Genomic DNA, 17,855 nt, shown 5'->3' with positions numbered 1-17,855 from the left:
AGCCGCCAAGGGCGGCAGTTGAGAAAGTAGAGCACTTGGCGGACTTTCAATGCGCTTGCAAGCGCAGCTGGTAAGAGCCCCTTCTAGGGGCAGAGCAAACCACCGGCTAAGCCGGTGGTCCTGATTTTTCAAGAGAGTACATTGCAGGTGGAAAACCTGTGGATTTCGTCATGAAATGTCATGTTTTTTGCCTGAATAACATTTTTTCTATGTCCTTTGCTAAAAATGAACAGGAAACAGCAATTTGGCAGGCGTATATGGATGGAAGCACATACCCGCATTATAATAGGCTTACGCAAGGGGAAGTTTCCGAAAAAAACAAAAGGATAGATGGGGGTTTTTATTTTGATGCAAGTGAGAAATAAAATACGGGTAGTCATTGCAGATCGAGATCTGTTCTATCTGCAGAAGCTGAAGCTTTGTCTGGAGCGGCGCGGCGATATGGTAGTTGTAGGCATGGCTGATAATGGTCCGGCGGTATTTCAGATGGTGCAGGAAAGCGCGCCGGATGTGCTGCTGATGGATGTCATTTTGGGGGAAAAAGATGGTGTCTGGGTGCTGGAACAGATGAAGGCGCAGAAAAAAGAGTGTGTGTGCATTATGATTTCTGCGATCGACAGCGATACAGTGGTACGCCGAGCAGTTGCTATGGGTGCAGATTATTATATGGCAAAACCTATACAGGGAGAATTGCTGCTGGAACGAATCCATCAATTGACAGAACCGATTCGTTCTTATGAGGGCAAAGAAAAGATTTGGACAGTACAACGAGAAGAACCTGTTCCAGAACATCATCAGGTGTCTGGATTGGAAGCTGAAATTTCTTCTGTGCTCAGCCGTATGGGGGTACCTGCCAGCATCAAAGGATATCATTTCATCCGACAGGCGGTGATGATGGCAGTAGAGGATGCCGAAGTGATGGTTGGCATCACCAAAGGACTGTATCCTGATATTGCACGGATGTATCATACTTCTGCCAGCAAAGTGGAACGAGCAATCCGTCATGCAGTAGAGAGTGCATGGAAGAAAAACGGCAGACAGGTGTATTTTGAAATATCTGGCTATCATATGATAGAAAAGCCAACAAATGGTCAGTTTATTGCTATATTGGCAGAATACTTCCGTATGCGCTATGGTCAGTCTTATCGAATGGCGCCTTATCGAAATCAAGAGGCAAAAAATCAAGGTGGATCTAATTTACAGGCGGAGGATAAGCTGCTTTTATTTTCCTGAGATATAAAGAAAGCGTAAAGAGTGTGATAATCCGTATTATTAACGGAATTTTTATGGCTTTTTTGCATAATGATTTCTATAATTCTGTTAAAGAATCATTGTGGAAGGGGCGAGGAAAATGGAACGGCGCATGTTATGGGAAAAACAGATTGCAGATGAAAAGAATCACAAGTTTACATTGCAGTATTTCTTGCTGGTACATCCCGTTCCCAAGGGGGAAAATGTGTACGGTGTTGCCATTGATAAGATCAGTGGTGGACAAGTGCTGGAACGGGAAGAAGTTTCTGGACTGTCTGACAGACAGGAGGAAATGGAAATCTTTTTACAGAAATTATGTCAGGGAGATGCGTTCCCTGTGGAATTGGCAGAATTGGGGGATGACTATATTTCCGCAAAAGAATTTATCTGCTAAGAAAATCATTGCAATTCATTACAAACATAAAAGCACGAGTTTCCATGGTTTATAGGAATCTTCGTGCTTTTTTATTTACGATGTTCAATATTTTTTTAAGAGCCATTTCTGACTGCCGCTGTTATAAGTGACTTCGTAAATGTGCTCTTGTCCGCAGATATGGCTGGCGCAGCGGAAAGAAAGGGTGGGAGTGCCGCCAAACATATTTTTTTCGGTTTGCAAAATTCGTCCGATGCGAATGACAATGGATTTCCCATCTTCTTCTATGCGAAAGCGTACAGGTGTGACAACACCTTCTTTCGATGTCCAAGAAATCATATCAATTTGTTTATTCAAAAGCTTCATGGCAATCCCTCCAGTCTTATTATCTTTATTATATACGAACATATGTTCTTGTTCAAGAGGAAAATATGGGAAAAGAAATTTTTTCAGAAGCATGACAAATTTCTTAAGATAAGGAAAAGGTTATTGTGCTTTTGAATTGTTTTTTGTATGATAAACAAAAATAGAAGAAAAGGGGGAGCAGACATGGAAAAGATGCAGTTTGTTTGTCCAAAATGCGGATGTCATGAATTTGTGCAGGACCAGTTCCAGGCTACTGGCGGCACCATGGCAAAATTATTCGATATTCAAAATAAAAAATTCATTACTATCAGCTGTGAAAAATGTGGATATACGGAAATTTATCGGGCAGAAACATCCACAGGAGAAAATATTCTGGATTTCCTGATCGGAGGCTGAAAAACTGTGTAAGAAGAGTGAGAACAGTGTGGCTGAAAACCATGCTGTTCTTATTTTTTTATGCAAAAAAGGAAAGGGTACATTGGAAAAATCACGAAAAAATGGAAGCGGAAGGGGAAAAAGGTGATGGTTTCGCTGTTTTTTACGAAGTAAAAGTAAAATCGTTGCAAAATGAAAACCAGATTTGTATAATGTAACTATCATGCTTATAAGGAAATACAACTGTATGGAAGGAGAAAGTAACGGCGTATGTACGAAAAAGTATCAATTCCAGAAATTTTTGGCATGAATGTATTCAATGATTCCATGATGCGGGATCACTTGCCAAAACACGTGTATGAAGAACTGAAAAAGACCATTGAACGAGGCGAAATGCTGAATTCTTCCATTGCGGATATCATTGCCAATGCTATGAAAGATTGGGCAATCGAACGTGGTGCGACACACTATACCCACTGGTTCCAGCCCATGACCGGCATTACCGCGGAAAAACATGATTCCTTCTTGGCACCTCCTGTCAACGGCAGAGCCATTATGGAATTTTCCGGCAAAGAGCTGATCAAAGGGGAATCCGATGCATCTTCTTTCCCTTCCGGGGGACTGCGTGCCACGTTTGAAGCAAGGGGCTATACCGCTTGGGACTGTACCTCTCCGGCATTTTTGCGTGAGGATGCAGGCGGCGTAACATTATACATCCCCACTGCGTTTTGCTCCTACACAGGGGAAGCGCTGGATAAAAAGACACCTCTGCTGCGTTCCATGGAAGCAGTCAGCAACCAGGCTATGCGTATCTTGCGTCTGTTTGGCAACACAACAGCCAAAAAGATCAGCGTATATGCCGGCGCAGAACAGGAGTATTTCCTCATTGACCGTGAACTGTATAATAAGAGAAAAGACTTGATCTTTACAGGCAGAACATTGTTTGGTGCGGCGCCTCCCAAAGGGCAGGAATTGGATGACCATTATTTCGGCAGCATCAAAGAAAGAATTGCCTGCTTTATGCATGAATTGAATGTGGAACTGTGGAAACTGGGTGTTTCCGCAAAAACACAGCATAATGAAGTAGCGCCTGCACAGCATGAATTGGCGCCTATTTTCAGCGACTGTAACACAGCAACAGACCATAACCAGCTGATTATGGAAGCCATGAAACGTATTGCCAGCCACCATGGTTTGGCTTGTCTGCTCCATGAAAAACCTTTTGCCGGTGTAAACGGCAGTGGTAAACACAACAACTGGTCCATGGGTACTGATGACGGACAGAATCTGCTGGATCCTGGTAAGACACCTCATGAAAACGCACAGTTCCTGATTTTCCTGACAGCTATCATCAAAGGTGTGGATCAGTATGCGGATATCCTGCGTGTGTCTGCTGCCAGCCATGGCAATGACCATCGTCTGGGTGCGGCAGAAGCGCCTCCGGCAATCATTTCCATTTTCCTTGGGGATCAGCTCCAAGATATTTTCGACCAGATTGAACATGGGGAAGCAACCAGCAGCTTGCAGGGCGGTAAAATGCGCGTAGGCGTAAACACACTGCCTTACCTGAACAGAGATGCTACAGACAGAAACAGAACTTCTCCTCTGGCATTTACAGGGAATAAATTTGAATTCCGTATGCCGCCTTCTTCTGGCTCTATTTCCGGTCCCAACTTTGTATTCAATACCATCGTTGCAGATGCTTTGAAGGAATTTGCAGATCAGCTGGAAAAAGCAGAAGACTTTAACGAAGCCGTACACGATTTGATTCGTGACACATATATTGCTCACAAACGGATTATTTTTGACGGCAACGGTTATTCCGAAGAATGGAAACAGGAAGCTGCCCGCAGAGGCCTGCCCAACATCAGCAACACTGTGGATGCAATTCCTGCATTGATTACAGATAAAGCCATCAGCCTTTTTGAACGTCATCATGTATTGAGCCGTCTGGAACTTCATTCCCGTGCGGAAATCAATTATGAAGCATATATCAAACAGATTAATATTGAAGCAAAGACAATGATCGACATTGCTTCCAAACAGATTCGTCCCGCTGTGCTGAAATATGCAGGCAGTGTGGCACAGTCCTTGGCAGCTATCAAATCCGTAGGCGGAGATGCTTCTGTTGCAGAAGAACTGCTGCAGGAAATCAATGAAAATATTGCGCAGTTCCATAAGGCACTGAAACATCTGGAAGAAGTGGCAGAACAGGCACAGCTGCTTCAGGGCAGCAGCCGTTCTCAGGCTGTATTCTGCCGTGACTACGTCTTTGAAGCCATGCAGGCGCTGCGTGTTCCCGCAGATGCGCTGGAAATGCTGGTGGATGAAGATGTATGGCCTTTCCCCACTTATGGAGAATTGCTGTATAATATCTAATACAATATTGTAAGACAACTTTATAAAGGGAATTTGAAACCTCACCTTTTTTTCTGTAGGAATATGGAAAAAAGGTGAGGTTTTCTGCATTTGTGGCTATTATCGTAAAAAGATAAAAACAAGATAAGATGTAAGACAAAGTGGCAAAAGATATAAAGAAAATGTATCTTTTCTGAAAAAAATATAAATAGTTTACAAATGAAAAAAGAAAACAGATAGGAAATTGCCTTATAAATGAGAGCATTTTTCTCGGGTTTTATGTTTTTTTTTCAATGCTTCCCAAAAAAAATGTTAAATTTCTTGCAAAGTGGAAAGAAGTGTGTTATTATGTATACATAAAGCAGAAGAAATCGGGTGGATTTGCATAAAGAATGAAAAAATGAAACATTTAAATTATGCATTTAACCCAGTTGATTTGATAGATTATAAAAAATGACCAAAAAATATATCATTTATTCTATATGCATTATCGAAAAGTAGAGGTGGATAAAATGGTTTCTAATGACAAAAGAATCCGTATCATCACAGGTCACTACGGTAGTGGCAAAACAGAATTCGCAGTCAATTATGTGACTGCTCTTCGGGAACAGACCGAAGGAAAAGTAGCCATTGCCGATTTGGATATCGTAAATGTTTATTTCCGCTCCCGCGAAAAGAAGGCAGAACTGGAAGAGAAGGGGATCATGGTGATCGCTTCTAATATCGAAGGAGCCGGCGCAGACGTGCCTGCTGTTTCCGGTGCGATGACAATGCCTGTTACCAACAAAGAATTCCAGTATGTGGTTGACTTGGGCGGCAACGATGTTGGCACCCTGGTTCTGGGAAGAATGAAACCCCTTCTGCACCCGGAGGAAACAGACTTTTTTATGGTAGTCAATACATATCGTCCCAATACCTCTACACCGGAAGGTGTGATCGAACAGATGGAAAATCTGGAGTATGCTTCGGGATTGAAAGTGACAGGCTTCATCAATAACACAAATCTGGTTCGCGAAACAACAGCGCAGTGTCTCGTAGAAGGAGATGCGATATTGAGAGAAGTGACCAAACGTACAGGCGTCCCTGTAAAGTACGTAACTTATGTTGAAGAACTTTTGACAGAAGGCGTACCGGAAGGGCTTGCAGGGGAATTATTCCCTATGAAGTTTAATATGCGGAAAACCTGGATGTAAATTCAAATATTTATGGAGGTGTATTTTGAATGGCAAAAGGTAGAGTAACAATCGATGAAGTGATCTGTAAAGGTTGCGGTCTTTGTGTTTCTGTTTGTCCTAAGAACGTACTGGCTCTTTCGACAACAAAAATCAACCCCGCAGGTTACAATCCCGCAGAAATGGTAGGCGAAGACTGTATCGCTTGCACAAGCTGCGCGAAAATGTGCCCTGACTGCGCAATCACAGTAGAAAAGCTCGACTAATAAGGGAGGAGGAACATCAATGGCAAAAGTTTTAATGAAAGGCAACGAAGCAGTTGGTAAAGCAGCGATTGAGGCGGGTTGCAGATATTTCTTCGGTTATCCCATCACTCCTCAGAGCGAAGTACCAGAATATTTATCCAGTGAACTGCCCAAAGTAGGCGGTACATTTGTTCAGGCAGAATCCGAAGTAGCAGCGATTAACATGGTTTATGGCGCAGCAGCAGCAGGCGCACGTGTTCTGACCAGCTCTTCTTCTCCCGGTATCGCACTGAAACAGGAAGGTATCGGTTATATCTCTAACGCAGGTCTGCCCGCAGTTATCATCAACATGATGCGTGGGGGTCCGGGTCTGGGTACAATTCAGCCCGGTCAGGCTGACTATAACATGGCTGTTAAAGGCGGCGCAAACGGTGACTACCACAACGTAGTACTGGCACCCGCATCCGTTCAGGAAGCAGTTAACATGGTTATGGAAGCTTTCGATATCGCTGATATGTACGGCATCCCTGTAATCGTTCTGGCAGACGGTCTGATCGGTCAGATGATGGAACCTGTAGAATTCAACTATGTTCGCAGAGAAGGTATCCCTGAAAAAACATGGGCTCTGACAGGTAAAGGCAAAGGCGAAAGACACAACATCAAAAACTTGGTTATCGATCCCGACGATTGCGAAAACTGGAACCATGAACACTTTGAAGTTTATGAAAAAGTTGAAGCAAACGAACAGGCTTGGGAAGAATATCTGCTGGATGATGCAGAATATGCTTTCGTTTCCTATGGTACAGCATCCAGAGTTGTAAGAACAGCTATCGGTTACCTGAGAGCTGAAGGTTACAAAGTTGGTATGCTTAGACCTAAAACACTGTGGCCTTTCCCTCAGAAAGCTTTCGATAAATGGAATGGTCAGATCAAAAAATATCTGGACGTAGAAATGTCTATGGGTCAGATGGTTCCCGACGTTGCTTATGCATGTAACGACAAAAACAAAGTAGCATTCCACGGCAGAACAGGCGGTAACGTACCTACTGTTGACGAAGTGGTTGCATTCGGTAAAGAAGTTATGGGAGGTGACAAATAATGGCAGTTGTATTCGAAAAAACAAAAGCGTTAACTGATGTCAAATTGCATTATTGTCCTGGTTGTGCACACGGTATCGTACATAGACTGGTAGCAGAAGTACTGGAAGAACTGGGCGAAGTTGAAAACGCAATCGCTTGCGTACCCGTAGGTTGTGCTGTATTTGCAAACAACTACTTCAACTTTGATGCTATTCAGTGTGCACACGGTCGTGCTCCCGCAACAGCAACAGGTATCAAGAGAGTACATCCCGATAACATCGTTATGACATATCAGGGCGATGGTGACTTGGCTTCCATCGGTACTTGTGAAATCGTTCATGCAGCAGCAAGAGGCGAAAAAATCACAACAATCTTTATCAACAATGGTATTTACGGTATGACAGGCGGTCAGATGGCTCCTACAACACTGCCCGGCATGAAAGCTACAACAGCTAAAGCTGGTCGTGATCCTAAAATCAACGGTAACCCTCTGCGCGTTTCCGAAATGCTGGCTACACTGACAGGTCCTGCTTACATCGAAAGAGTAAGTGTTTCCACACCTGCACAGGTTACAGCTGCTAAGAGAGCGATCAAAAAAGCTTTCGAAATCCAGAGACAGGGTCTGGGCTTCACATTCGTAGAAGTAGTTGCTAGCTGCCCTACAAACTGGGGTCTGACACCTGTAAAATCCATGGAATTCGTAAGAGAAAAAATGATCCCTTACTATCCTCTTGGCGTATACAAAGACATCACAGCAGAGGAGGGCAAATAATATGAGTACATTTTCTTCTATCATTGCAGGTTTTGGCGGTCAGGGTTCTTTGCTGATGGGTAAAATTATGGCTTACTCCGGTATGCTGGAAGGAAAAGAAGTATCTTGGTGTCCTTCCTACGGTCCTGAAATGCGTGGCGGTACTGCAAACGTAAACGTAATCATTTCTGATGAAGGTATCGGTTCTCCCGTTATCACAAAAGACGCTGACTGCGTAGTAGCTCTGAACCAGCCTTCCCTGGATAAATTTGCACACGTTGTAAAAGAAGGCGGTTCTCTGGTTATCAACGCTGACCTGTGCACAACAGATCATCTGGATGTTAAAGAAGGCGTAAAAGTATATTCTGTTCCTGCTAACAGAATCGCAACAGACGCTTTCGGCGGCTCCAAACTGGCTAACCTGGTAATGCTGGGTGCAGTTGTTTGCGCAACAGGCGCAATCAAAGTAGAAGGCATGGACGATACATTCGCTCATGTATTCGAAGGTGGTAAAGCTAAATTTATCCCCGACAACAAAAAAGCATTTGAACTTGGTTTCAACTATGCAAAAGAAAACTGCTAATTTCAGATAACTGAAAGTGCATATCACCCCCGCATTGGGTTTTCCCAGTGCGGGGGTTCTTTTATAAAAAAAGATTTCTTCCCTATGTGATTTATGGTATAATAGATTGAATACAAATGAGCATATATCGGATCGAACACAAGTTTCATTTTGTTTTGCCGAAAAGAAAGAGGGGAGGCAAATGGCTGTGAATAATAAAGTGAAAATTACGATTGATGGGAAATCCTTTACATTAATGGGACCGGAAACAGAAGAACATATGATGCAGGTTGCCGGATACATCGATCAAAAGATGACAGAGATTAGAAAAAACTCAAAAGCTGTGGCAATTGACAGCAGTTTGGCGTATATTTTGACTTCCATCAATGTGGCAAATGATTATTTTAAAGAAGTCAAGCAGCATTTGGAACAGGAAGAAACCATGGAAGAACTGCGGCTGCAGGTTATGTCAGAAAAAGCAAAAACAGCAGAATTGCAGGAACAGATCGAACAGTTGGAACGGGACAAAAGAAGACTGGAACGGAAACTGCAAGAGTATCAGGCGGAAGAAGAAGCTGCAAATGAGGGGCTCCATACTTCGAAAGTACGTCCCAGAAAAAGATAAAATATGACAAAATAGCAGGGGATTTTTGACGGGTGCAAAAAGAAAAAAACTGCTATTTTTCCTTTTGCATCAAAAAATTTGAAGAAAAAACAGAGATACATTCGTTTCAAAGAGAAAGGGGAAAAGATATGCCTTTTAGAAAAAAACCAGAACTGCTGGCGCCTGCGGGGTCCATGGAAAGCCTGAAGGCTGCTGTGCAGAATGGTTGTGACGCCGTTTATTTAGGCGGAAAATTATTCAGCGCCAGACAATATGCGGGAAATTTTTCTCTGGAAGAATTGGAAGAAGCTTATGACTATTGTCATCTGCGTGGCGTGAAGGTATATGTTACAGTAAATACAGTTTATAAAGATAAAGAACTGCCGGAATTTATCCAGTTTATTGGAAAATTGCATCGTATGGGTGTAGATGCGCTGATCATGCAGGATGCTGGGGCTGCAAAACTGGTGCGGGAACATTACCCCGATTTCCCCCTCCATGCCAGCACACAGATGACATCCAATTCTTTAGCAGACGTGAATTACTGGTATGAACAGGGCTTTGACAAAGTGGTTTTGAGCAGAGAACTGACTTTGCCGGAAATCCGTCATATCACAGAGCAGACTGGTGCGGAAGTGGAAACATTCGTTCATGGTGCGCTCTGCGTTTGTTACTCCGGTCAGTGTATCATGAGCAGTATGCTGGGTGGCAGAAGCGGCAACCGTGGACGTTGTGCCCAGACATGCAGACTCCCTTATACCCTCTATTGCGGATATGATAAGGTGGCGGAAGGTCATTTGCTTTCTCCCAAAGATATTGCGACAGTTTCTATTTTGCCAGAACTCATCGAAGCAGGTATTGCTTCCTTGAAAATTGAAGGTCGAATGAAAAATCCTGAATATGTGGCAGGGGTTACACGGATTTATCGGAAATATATCGACATGTACTTCGAAGATCCAGAACACTATGAGGTTTCTCTGGATGATATGAAAGAACTGACCCAGCTGTTCAACCGCGGCGGTTTCACAGAAGGGTATTATACTTCTCGTGGCGGTCTGGATATGATGAGTGTGGAACGTCCCAAAACATGGGGGTTAAAAGTGGGTATTGTGGATAAATACCTGCCTCAGCATAAAAAAGTAGTTATCCGTACCAGAGAGCCGCTGGTTCCCGGTGACGGTATCGAAGTTTGGACCAGTCGCGGCCCTCATGTAGGCTGTCAGGTGACAAAACATTCCAAAGCAGGGGAAGTGATCACTCTGACGCTGGAAGGGGATATTGAGAAAAACGACGTGGTTTATCGTACCTATGGCAAGGCGCTCAACGATGCTTTGCAGAAAACATGGGAAAAAGAAACCAGAAAACTGCCGATTTATGGTGTTTTAAAAGCCAGAAAAGGAGAACCACTGGCATTGCAGTTATGGGATAATATGGGCAGCAGCGTATATGTGACTGGGGAAGTGGTGCAGGAAGCTACGAACCAGCCCACTGCTGTGGAAAAATTACGCCAGCAGATTGAAAAAATGGGTGCAACTCCCTTTGCGCTGGCTGATCTGGATGTACAGGCAGACGAAAATATATATGTAGGCATCAGCAATTTGAACCAGCTTCGTCGTGATGCGGCAGAAGCATTGGAACAGGCAATGCTGAAAAAGACCAAACGGAAAAACGCAGAACGGGGAGAAGCGCCTCGCCAGGCAAAGGAGCCTCGTCTGCTGAAAAAGAAACTTCATGTGCTGGTAAGCAATCTGGAACAGCTGGATGCGGCTGTGAAACAAAAAGGCGTAGAACGGATTTATGTTGAATCCACCATGGAGCTGGAAGAACATCTGGCAGATGTCATTGCGAAATGCCATCGTTATGATGTGGCATGTTATGCGGCATTGCCTCGGGTAGACAGGAAACGTCCTGAAGACGAAAGCAGATTGCAGCGTTTCCTGGAAAGCGATTTGGATGGTTTCCTGGTGCGTTCCGCAGGTCAGCTTGGCGCAGTGAAAAATTCCGGTAAGAAAATCACAGCGGATTATAATCTGAATGTGGTGAACCGGGAAGCAGTGCTGTTCTGGCAGGAACAGGGGGCAGACAATGTATGTCTTTCTGTGGAAAATAATCTGCAGGAAATTCGTGCAATGGCAGACAGTTCCTGTGAAATGGTGGTTTATGGCTATCTGCCTTTGATGACCACACAGCAATGCCCCATCGGGAACTTTGCTGGAGAAAAACACAGCGGTCAGTACTGTAAGAAACGTTGGAATCAGGATCTGTACTTCCTGCGTGACAGAAAAGGGGAAAAATTCCCGCTGATGACAGACTGTGAACGGTGTGTATGTTCCATTTTGAACGGGAAACCTCTGTTTGCATTGAAGTTTTATGATGAAGTGCTGGATAACGCAGTGGGGAGCGTTCGCCTGAACTTTACAAAGGAAGGTCCGGCAAGGGTGGAGCGCATTGTGCGGGCTTACGCCGAAATGACAAAAGACACTGCGCATTGCAGTGCGGAAACAAGAGCTCTTTTGCAGCAGATGAGCGAAAAAGGCAGTACAAAAGGGCATTTCTTCCGTGGAGTGGAGTGAGGATATGTTTGATTTGATTATTATGTTGAGCAGATATCTGTTCGTCATCTATATCGGACTGTATCTGTGGGAAGCCATTGTATATATCGCATACGAACAGGGCGGCTATCTGGGCAGCCCTTATCGGGCGGTATCTGTACAGCGCAGATTGGTTGTGCTGATGCACTTAACGGCATTCCTGATTTTGTCCTATAATCGGGACACCTATCTTTTTGACTGGCAGGCATTGCTTTTTGGTGCCATATCGCTGGTATTTTTGTTGGTAGCCATTCAGCTGCTGGATCGATTTTACTATGAAGGCTGTCCGTTGATCTGGACAGGGATGCTGTTCCTGATGGATGTGAGCCTGATTATGCTTCAAAGAGTAGATCCGGCATTGGCTCATAAACAGCTGGTATGGATGGCCCTTGGTCTGGCAGGCATGCTGGCATTGCCATCTATTTTACGGCTGATTCCCAGATTTGAAATTTTTGAATGGGCATACATCATTGTTTGTTATGGACTGCTGCTGTTTACACAGATTTTTGGTGTGGAACACGGCGGTTCCCAGAACTGGTTGGAAATCGGCAGCATCAGCTTCCAGCCTTCTGAACTTGCCAAGTTCTTGTTCATATTCTATCTGGCAAGCGTTTTCAGAAAACGTGTGGAACTGCGGGAACTGCTCATCACTGGCAGTTTGAGTGCCGGCGTCGTTATTTTGCTGGTACTCCAGAAAGACCTGGGCAGTGCCCTGATCTTCTTTATGACCTTTATGACTATGCTGTACATCGCTACTTCCAATGAAGTGCTGTTTTTGCTTGGTATGGGGGCAGCCAGCTTTGCGGCTACCATTGCCTATAAACTGTTTTCCCATGTGCAGGTGCGTGTGGCAGCATGGCGTGACCCTTGGGCAGACATTGACCATGGCGGCTATCAGATCGTTACTTCTTTGTTTGCCATTACCACATACGGACTTTTCGGCAGCGGCTTGACAAAAGGTATGCCAGTCAGCATCCCCGTTGTAGAAAGTGACTGTATTTTTGCGGCAATCTGCGAGGAATTCGGTGCGCTCTTTGGCGCAGGCATTATTTGTATTTTTATTATGTTGTTATATCGCGGAATCCGTATCACATTGGACTGCACCAGAAGATATTACAGCCTGCTGGCAGTAGGCTTTACAGCTATGATTGCTTTTCAGGCATTTGTCATCATCGGCGGCGTTATCAAACTGATTCCTCTGACTGGGGTTACACTGCCTCTGGTTAGCTACGGTGGTACTTCCGTACTGGTGAGCCTGATGATGTTCGGCATTTTGCAGTGGGTTTGCGTATATTGCGAACAGCATAGCCAGGCTGCGGCAGAACCTGTGCAGCAGCATTATGTAGAAAGGAGATACGCCGATGAATAATATGAAAAAAAGCGTCAGACGGATCTTCTGGCTTCTGGCACTTTGCTTTTTTCTGCTGCTGGGGTATCTTGGTAAGTTGGTAATTGTAGATCGTGCGGAAATATCCGGCAATTCCTATAATATCCGTCTGCGTAACGATGAGGAAGGCATCCAGAGAGGTGACATTCTGGATCGGAACGGAGAAGTGTTGGCAACCAGTACGTTGCAGGAAGATGGCAGTTATTTGCGTGAATATCCCAGAGGACGTATGGCTGCCCACGTAACGGGATATAGTAGTGTAGGGAAAACCGGTGTGGAATCGGCTTATAACTTTGAATTGATGTCCGTCCATCAGGAATTGCTCCAGCGTTTGTCTGGTCTGCTGGAAGGAAAAGATCCCAAAGGAAATGATGTGGTACTGACACTGGATATGGATATCCAAAGTGCGGCAGGGGATTTGCTGGGCAGTACAAAAGGCGCTGTTGTGGTTATGGAACCTTCCACAGGACGTATTTTGGCAATGCAGGCATATCCTGACTTTGACCCGAATACTGTTTCCGGCGATTGGGATTATCTGACTACAGATGAAGATAGCCCTCTCGTAAACCGCGCAACCCAAGGCTTGTATCCTCCCGGGTCTACGTTCAAGATTATCACTGCCCTTGCGGCAATGGAATATGTGCCCGATTGGGAGAGCTTTACTTATGATTGTACAGGCGAAGCGGAATTTGAAAACAAGGTCATCCATTGTTACAATAACAAAGCCCATGGCACAGTAGATATGGAAGAAGCCATGGCGGAATCCTGCAACTGTTATTTTGCGGCTCTTGCAGAAAAAATCGGGGCAGGAAACCTGAGCAAAGTTATGAAGGAATGTGGCATTCTTTCTGATTATGGTTTTGCGTTGGCACACAGTCAGAGCGTCATGTCACTGAATAAAGATTCTTCAGAAAGTGAATTGGTGGAAACATCCATTGGTCAGGGGAAAACAAGTGTTTCACCTCTGTATATGGCAATGATGATTTCTGCTGTGGCAAACGACGGTATTATGATGCGTCCATATATTGTTGATCACATTCAGTATGCAAATGGAGAAATCGGCGATACAACTGTGCCGGAAAAACTCATGGAAATCTGTTCTCCTACAGAAACGAGCCAGCTTAATGATTTGCTGGTGGGTGTTGTAGATCATGGTACGGGTACAGCGGCTCAGATCAGCGGCGTAACTGTTGCTGGTAAAACGGGTACAGCAGAAAATGCCACAGGCAAAGACCATTCTTGGTTTGTAGGTTATGCACCGGCGGAAAATCCGCAGGTTTCTGTAGCAGTTGTCATTGAAAATTCTGATTACGGCAAGGCAACACCTATTGCAGGAGAAGTTTTGGAAGTGGCATTGGAAAAATTGGCAGAATAAGGGGGAAGCCATGGAAATCAAGCTGGATTTATCAAAAGAATATGCCATTGCTTTGGAAGGCGGCGGTGCAAAAGGCGCTTATGAAATTGGGGTTTGGCAAGCTTTTGAGGAAGTTGGTGTCAAATACTGCGCTGTTTCTGGTTCTTCTGTAGGCGCCTTGAATGGGGCACTGATGGCAATGCGTGATCTGGATAAAGCGGTACATCTTTGGGAAAATCTGACCTTTTCTCAGATTATTGATGTAGATGATGTACAGATGAAAGCTTTTTTTGATAAAGAAATGCGTTGGAATGAATGGCCGTCTTTTTTGCTGGATATGGCGAAAGTCATTAAAAATCGTGGTTTCGATGCAGAACCATTACGGAATCTGTTGGAAGAAGTGGTGGATGAGGAGAAAATTCGTCAGTCAGATGTCAATTTCTATCTGGTGACATATTCTTTGACAGATAAAAAAGAGTTGGATCTGGAAGCGGCTGCGCTGCCAAAGGGGACAATCCATGATATGTTGCTGGCCAGTGCTTATTTCCCTGCTTTCAAACGGGAACCATTAAGCGGAAAGTTTTATGTAGATGGCAGCATCAAAAACGTGGTGCCTTTGAATAGCCTGGTGGAAAGAGGCTACAAAGATATTATTGTCATCCGTATCTTTGGCGTTGGCTATGAAAAAAAGGTGAAGATACCAGAAGGTGTGAACGTCACTGTAGTGGCACCAAGGGAAAAACTTGGTGGCATCCTGCAGTTTGACGGGGAACAGACCAAAAAAGATATGACACTGGGATATTTTGATGGTATGAAGCTGCTCTATGGTCTGGCGGGCGAGAAATATTACATTGACAGAAAATGGAGCGAAGAAAAAGCTTATGCTATGTTGCGGGCGATGATCCAGTGGGAAAATGTTAACGGGAAACAACTGTTAAACCTGCGGGAGATCAATGAGGAGATTTTGCCCAAAATGGCAAAACGCCTGCATGTAAAAGGCGGTTATTATGAACTGTGTCTGCGGATGCTGGAGGAAAAAGCGGAAGCGTTTGGAATTACACCTTTTGTCATTCGAACAGAAGAAGAATTGCTATGGGAGATTGCCCAGATGAAAAAAAATAAATGAAATGGAAAAGCGAAAGAATCTGTTTATGGATTCTTTCGCTTTTTTGTTTTTGTGAAAGAAATGGTCATATTGCGATTTCTGGGGAAGGGGATTTTTGCAGATTATTTAACAAATTCTAGTGATTTAGAAGGATTTGGAATACAAATAATTCGTATACAAAGCAATTTTGTATAGGGAGTGTATACATTTAGCTATTTCCGTTGTTTGTAAAAATGTTGAGATTCCTCTGCTGTTTTGCTAAAAATTAGGGAAGATTTTAAAAAAATCACACGAATTTTTACAAAAAGTGGAAGGAAAAAATGGGAAAGAGAACTAAATTGTATACAGAATCCACCGTTTTTGCAGGTATGTCGTTTTTTTGTTTGATTTTTGAAAAAATATAATAAATTTTTAACAATATGGTTGCAATCAAAAAGTAAAGATGTTATAATCAAGACAAATGCAGGGAGTGAAATAAGTCATCTGCATTGCAAAACGACGAAAACTTATATGTAAATATAGGTTTTTTGTAATGTGATTGGTAGCACAATCATAAAGTTGCTCATCAAACGGGGAAGAGCAATGGTTGACAAAAAATTACATTTCATTTTGTTTTTATCGCATGGTCAAATATATAGATCAAAGGAGGACAAAACATGTACACAATGGGTGTTGACGTTGGTTCCGCTTCTTCCAAGGTTGTAATCCTGAAAGACGGGAAAGACGTTGTGGCCGCAGAAGTTGTTCAGGTCGGAACAGGTTCTTCGGGTCCCCAGAGAGCTTTGGAACAGGCTTACAAAGTAAGTGGTCTGACCAGAGAAGACATCTCTTATTTGGTTGTAACCGGCTATGGCAGATTCGCTTTTGAAGGCGCTGATAAACAGATCAGCGAAATCAGCTGCCATGCAAAAGGTATTTATCACTTGATACCCACTGCACGCACCATCATTGATATCGGCGGTCAGGATGCGAAAGCAATCAGACTGGACAGCAAAGGTGGCATTCGGCAGTTTTTTATGAATGATAAATGTGCAGCAGGTACAGGTCGTTTCCTGGAAGTTATGGCAAGAGTTTTGGAAACGACTCTGGATCAAATGGCAGAACTTGATGCGCAGGCAACAGATACTGCTCCTATCAGCAGCACCTGTACCGTATTTGCGGAGTCTGAAGTTATTTCCCAGCTCTCTAACGGCGAAAGCAGAAATAACATCATCAAGGGCGTTCATTTGTCCGTAGCCAGCAGAGCATGTGGCCTTGCTTACAGAGGCGGTCTGGAAAAAGACGTTGTCATGACTGGCGGCGTTGCCCAGAATGCCGGCGTTGTAAGAGCGGTTGCAAGCGTATTGAAAACAGACGTAATTGTGGCTCCAAACCCACAAACAACAGGCGCGCTCGGTGCAGCACTGTTTGCATACGAAGCGGCTCAAAAAAAATAAGAAAGAGGGATTAGAATGAGTTTAACACAAGGCATGAAAGCAAAACAATTGTTAGGCTACTATCAGGCAAAAACTGATGAGGACGCAAGAAAAGCAAAAGAAAGAGGCGACCTGGTTTGCTGGTCTGCTTCTGTAGCTCCTCCGGAATTCTGCGTAACTATGGGTATCGCTATGGTTTATCCCGAAACACATGCAGCTGGTATCGGTGCAAAACACGGTGCAATGGATATGCTGGATGTTGCAGAAAGAAAAGGCTACAACATTGACTGCTGTTCCTATGGTAGAGTAAACATGGGTTACATGGAATGCTTGAAAGAAGCTGCTCTCACAGGCGTAGCACCCGAAGTTCTGGTTAACTCTCCCGCAGCTAAGGTTCCTCTGCCCGATCTGGTTATCACATGTAACAACATTTGTAACACACTGCTGAAATGGTATGAAAACCTTGCAGTAGAACTGGATATTCCCTGCATCGTAATCGACGTACCTTTCAACCACACAATGCCTATTCCTGAATATGCAAAAGAATACATTGCTGATGAATTCAGAAATGCTATTTCTCAGCTGGAAGTAATCTGCGGCAGACCTTTCGATTGGAAGAAATTCCAGGAAGTAAAAGCACAGACACAGCGTTCCGTATATCAGTGGAACAGAATCGCTGACTTCACAAAATATAAACCCTCTCCTCTGAATGGTTTCGACCTGTTCAACTACATGGCTCTGATTGTTGCAGCTCGTTCTCTGGACTACTCTGAAATCACATTCAAAGCTTTCGCAGACGAACTGGAAGAAAACCTGAAAGCTGGTATCTACGCATTCAAAGGCGCAGAAAAAACACGTATTCAGTGG

General features: G+C 44.0%; 18 protein-coding genes. 17 read left to right on the top strand and 1 reads right to left on the bottom strand.

The annotated features are described in order from the left end of the window. Nucleotides 1-158: 158 nt before the first annotated feature. The 3 genes from INF29_RS11555 (at nucleotide 159) to INF29_RS11545 (ending at nucleotide 1,645) form a co-directional block, all read left to right on the top strand. Nucleotides 159-365: a hypothetical protein gene (locus tag INF29_RS11555; RefSeq protein ID WP_193486708.1), complete on the top strand. Its 207-nt coding sequence runs from the start codon at nucleotides 159-161 to the stop codon at nucleotides 363-365. Beyond that, nucleotides 349-1,233: a sporulation transcription factor Spo0A gene (spo0A, locus tag INF29_RS11550; RefSeq protein ID WP_072853280.1), complete on the top strand. Its 885-nt coding sequence runs from the start codon at nucleotides 349-351 to the stop codon at nucleotides 1,231-1,233. Before INF29_RS11555 ends, spo0A begins: the two co-directional genes overlap by 17 nt. A 118-nt stretch (nucleotides 1,234-1,351) precedes the next feature. Next, complete coding sequence (locus INF29_RS11545) at nucleotides 1,352-1,645, top strand: DUF6514 family protein (RefSeq protein WP_072853279.1); 294 nt, start codon at nucleotides 1,352-1,354, stop codon at nucleotides 1,643-1,645. A gap of 84 nt (nucleotides 1,646-1,729) precedes the next feature. On the opposite strand, the gene INF29_RS11540 is transcribed toward INF29_RS11545, so the two are convergent. Then, nucleotides 1,730-2,083 carry a hypothetical protein gene (locus INF29_RS11540; RefSeq protein ID WP_084730742.1) on the bottom strand — a complete coding sequence of 118 codons (354 nt, stop codon included), beginning with the start codon at nucleotides 2,081-2,083 and terminating at the stop codon, nucleotides 1,730-1,732. A 90-nt stretch (nucleotides 2,084-2,173) separates the two neighbouring features. Between INF29_RS11540 and INF29_RS11535 the strand changes: the two genes are divergently transcribed. The 14 genes from INF29_RS11535 to INF29_RS11470 form a co-directional block, all read left to right on the top strand. Next, nucleotides 2,174-2,386, top strand: coding sequence for a zinc ribbon domain-containing protein (locus INF29_RS11535; RefSeq protein ID WP_072853278.1), 213 nt, complete (start codon nucleotides 2,174-2,176; stop codon nucleotides 2,384-2,386). A 249-nt stretch (nucleotides 2,387-2,635) separates the two neighbouring features. Continuing rightward, nucleotides 2,636-4,744, top strand: a complete 2,109-nt coding sequence (locus tag INF29_RS11530; RefSeq protein ID WP_193486706.1) for a glutamine synthetase III family protein — start codon at nucleotides 2,636-2,638, stop codon at nucleotides 4,742-4,744. Nucleotides 4,745-5,235: 491 nt separating this feature from the next. Beyond that, nucleotides 5,236-5,916 carry an ATP-binding protein gene (locus INF29_RS11525; protein ID WP_072853276.1) on the top strand — a complete coding sequence of 227 codons (681 nt, stop codon included), beginning with the start codon at nucleotides 5,236-5,238 and terminating at the stop codon, nucleotides 5,914-5,916. A gap of 29 nt (nucleotides 5,917-5,945) precedes the next feature. Then, nucleotides 5,946-6,161, top strand: a complete 216-nt coding sequence (locus INF29_RS11520) for a 4Fe-4S dicluster domain-containing protein (RefSeq protein WP_072853275.1) — start codon at nucleotides 5,946-5,948, stop codon at nucleotides 6,159-6,161. A 19-nt stretch (nucleotides 6,162-6,180) separates the two neighbouring features. Beyond that, the gene (locus INF29_RS11515; RefSeq protein ID WP_072853274.1) at nucleotides 6,181-7,239 is read left to right on the top strand and encodes a 3-methyl-2-oxobutanoate dehydrogenase subunit VorB; all 1,059 of its coding nucleotides are present in this window, start codon (nucleotides 6,181-6,183) and stop codon (nucleotides 7,237-7,239) included. Continuing rightward, the gene (locus INF29_RS11510) at nucleotides 7,239-7,991 is read left to right on the top strand and encodes a thiamine pyrophosphate-dependent enzyme (protein ID WP_193486704.1); all 753 of its coding nucleotides are present in this window, start codon (nucleotides 7,239-7,241) and stop codon (nucleotides 7,989-7,991) included. Before INF29_RS11515 ends, INF29_RS11510 begins: the two co-directional genes overlap by 1 nt. Before the next feature lies 1 nt (nucleotide 7,992). Beyond that, nucleotides 7,993-8,553, top strand: a complete 561-nt coding sequence (locus tag INF29_RS11505; protein ID WP_193486702.1) for a 2-oxoacid:acceptor oxidoreductase family protein — start codon at nucleotides 7,993-7,995, stop codon at nucleotides 8,551-8,553. A gap of 187 nt (nucleotides 8,554-8,740) precedes the next feature. Then, nucleotides 8,741-9,157: a cell division protein ZapA gene (gene zapA, locus INF29_RS11500; protein WP_159432903.1), complete on the top strand. Its 417-nt coding sequence runs from the start codon at nucleotides 8,741-8,743 to the stop codon at nucleotides 9,155-9,157. A 128-nt stretch (nucleotides 9,158-9,285) separates the two neighbouring features. Further along, nucleotides 9,286-11,709, top strand: coding sequence for a DUF3656 domain-containing U32 family peptidase (locus INF29_RS11495; protein WP_193486700.1), 2,424 nt, complete (start codon nucleotides 9,286-9,288; stop codon nucleotides 11,707-11,709). 4 nt (nucleotides 11,710-11,713) lie between these two features. Then, the gene (locus INF29_RS11490) at nucleotides 11,714-13,096 is read left to right on the top strand and encodes an FtsW/RodA/SpoVE family cell cycle protein (protein ID WP_072853266.1); all 1,383 of its coding nucleotides are present in this window, start codon (nucleotides 11,714-11,716) and stop codon (nucleotides 13,094-13,096) included. Continuing rightward, complete coding sequence (locus INF29_RS11485; protein WP_193486698.1) at nucleotides 13,089-14,489, top strand: peptidoglycan D,D-transpeptidase FtsI family protein; 1,401 nt, start codon at nucleotides 13,089-13,091, stop codon at nucleotides 14,487-14,489. The genes INF29_RS11490 and INF29_RS11485 overlap by 8 nt, the downstream gene beginning before the upstream one ends. Before the next feature lie 10 nt (nucleotides 14,490-14,499). Beyond that, the gene (locus INF29_RS11480; RefSeq protein ID WP_193486696.1) at nucleotides 14,500-15,594 is read left to right on the top strand and encodes a patatin-like phospholipase family protein; all 1,095 of its coding nucleotides are present in this window, start codon (nucleotides 14,500-14,502) and stop codon (nucleotides 15,592-15,594) included. A 635-nt stretch (nucleotides 15,595-16,229) separates the two neighbouring features. Further along, complete coding sequence (locus INF29_RS11475) at nucleotides 16,230-17,009, top strand: acyl-CoA dehydratase activase (protein ID WP_072853419.1); 780 nt, start codon at nucleotides 16,230-16,232, stop codon at nucleotides 17,007-17,009. Between the two features lie 15 nt (nucleotides 17,010-17,024). Then, nucleotides 17,025-17,855 (top strand): 2-hydroxyacyl-CoA dehydratase subunit D (locus INF29_RS11470; RefSeq protein ID WP_193486694.1); only part of this gene is annotated, 831 nt, incomplete at its 3' end.

The sequence above is a fragment of the Anaerotignum lactatifermentans genome (genome assembly GCF_014982935.1).
Lineage (GTDB): Bacteria > Bacillota > Clostridia > Lachnospirales > Anaerotignaceae > Anaerotignum > Anaerotignum lactatifermentans.
The sequence above is the reverse complement of the archived record's forward strand: the minus strand, read 5'-3'. Positions and strand labels throughout refer to the sequence as shown.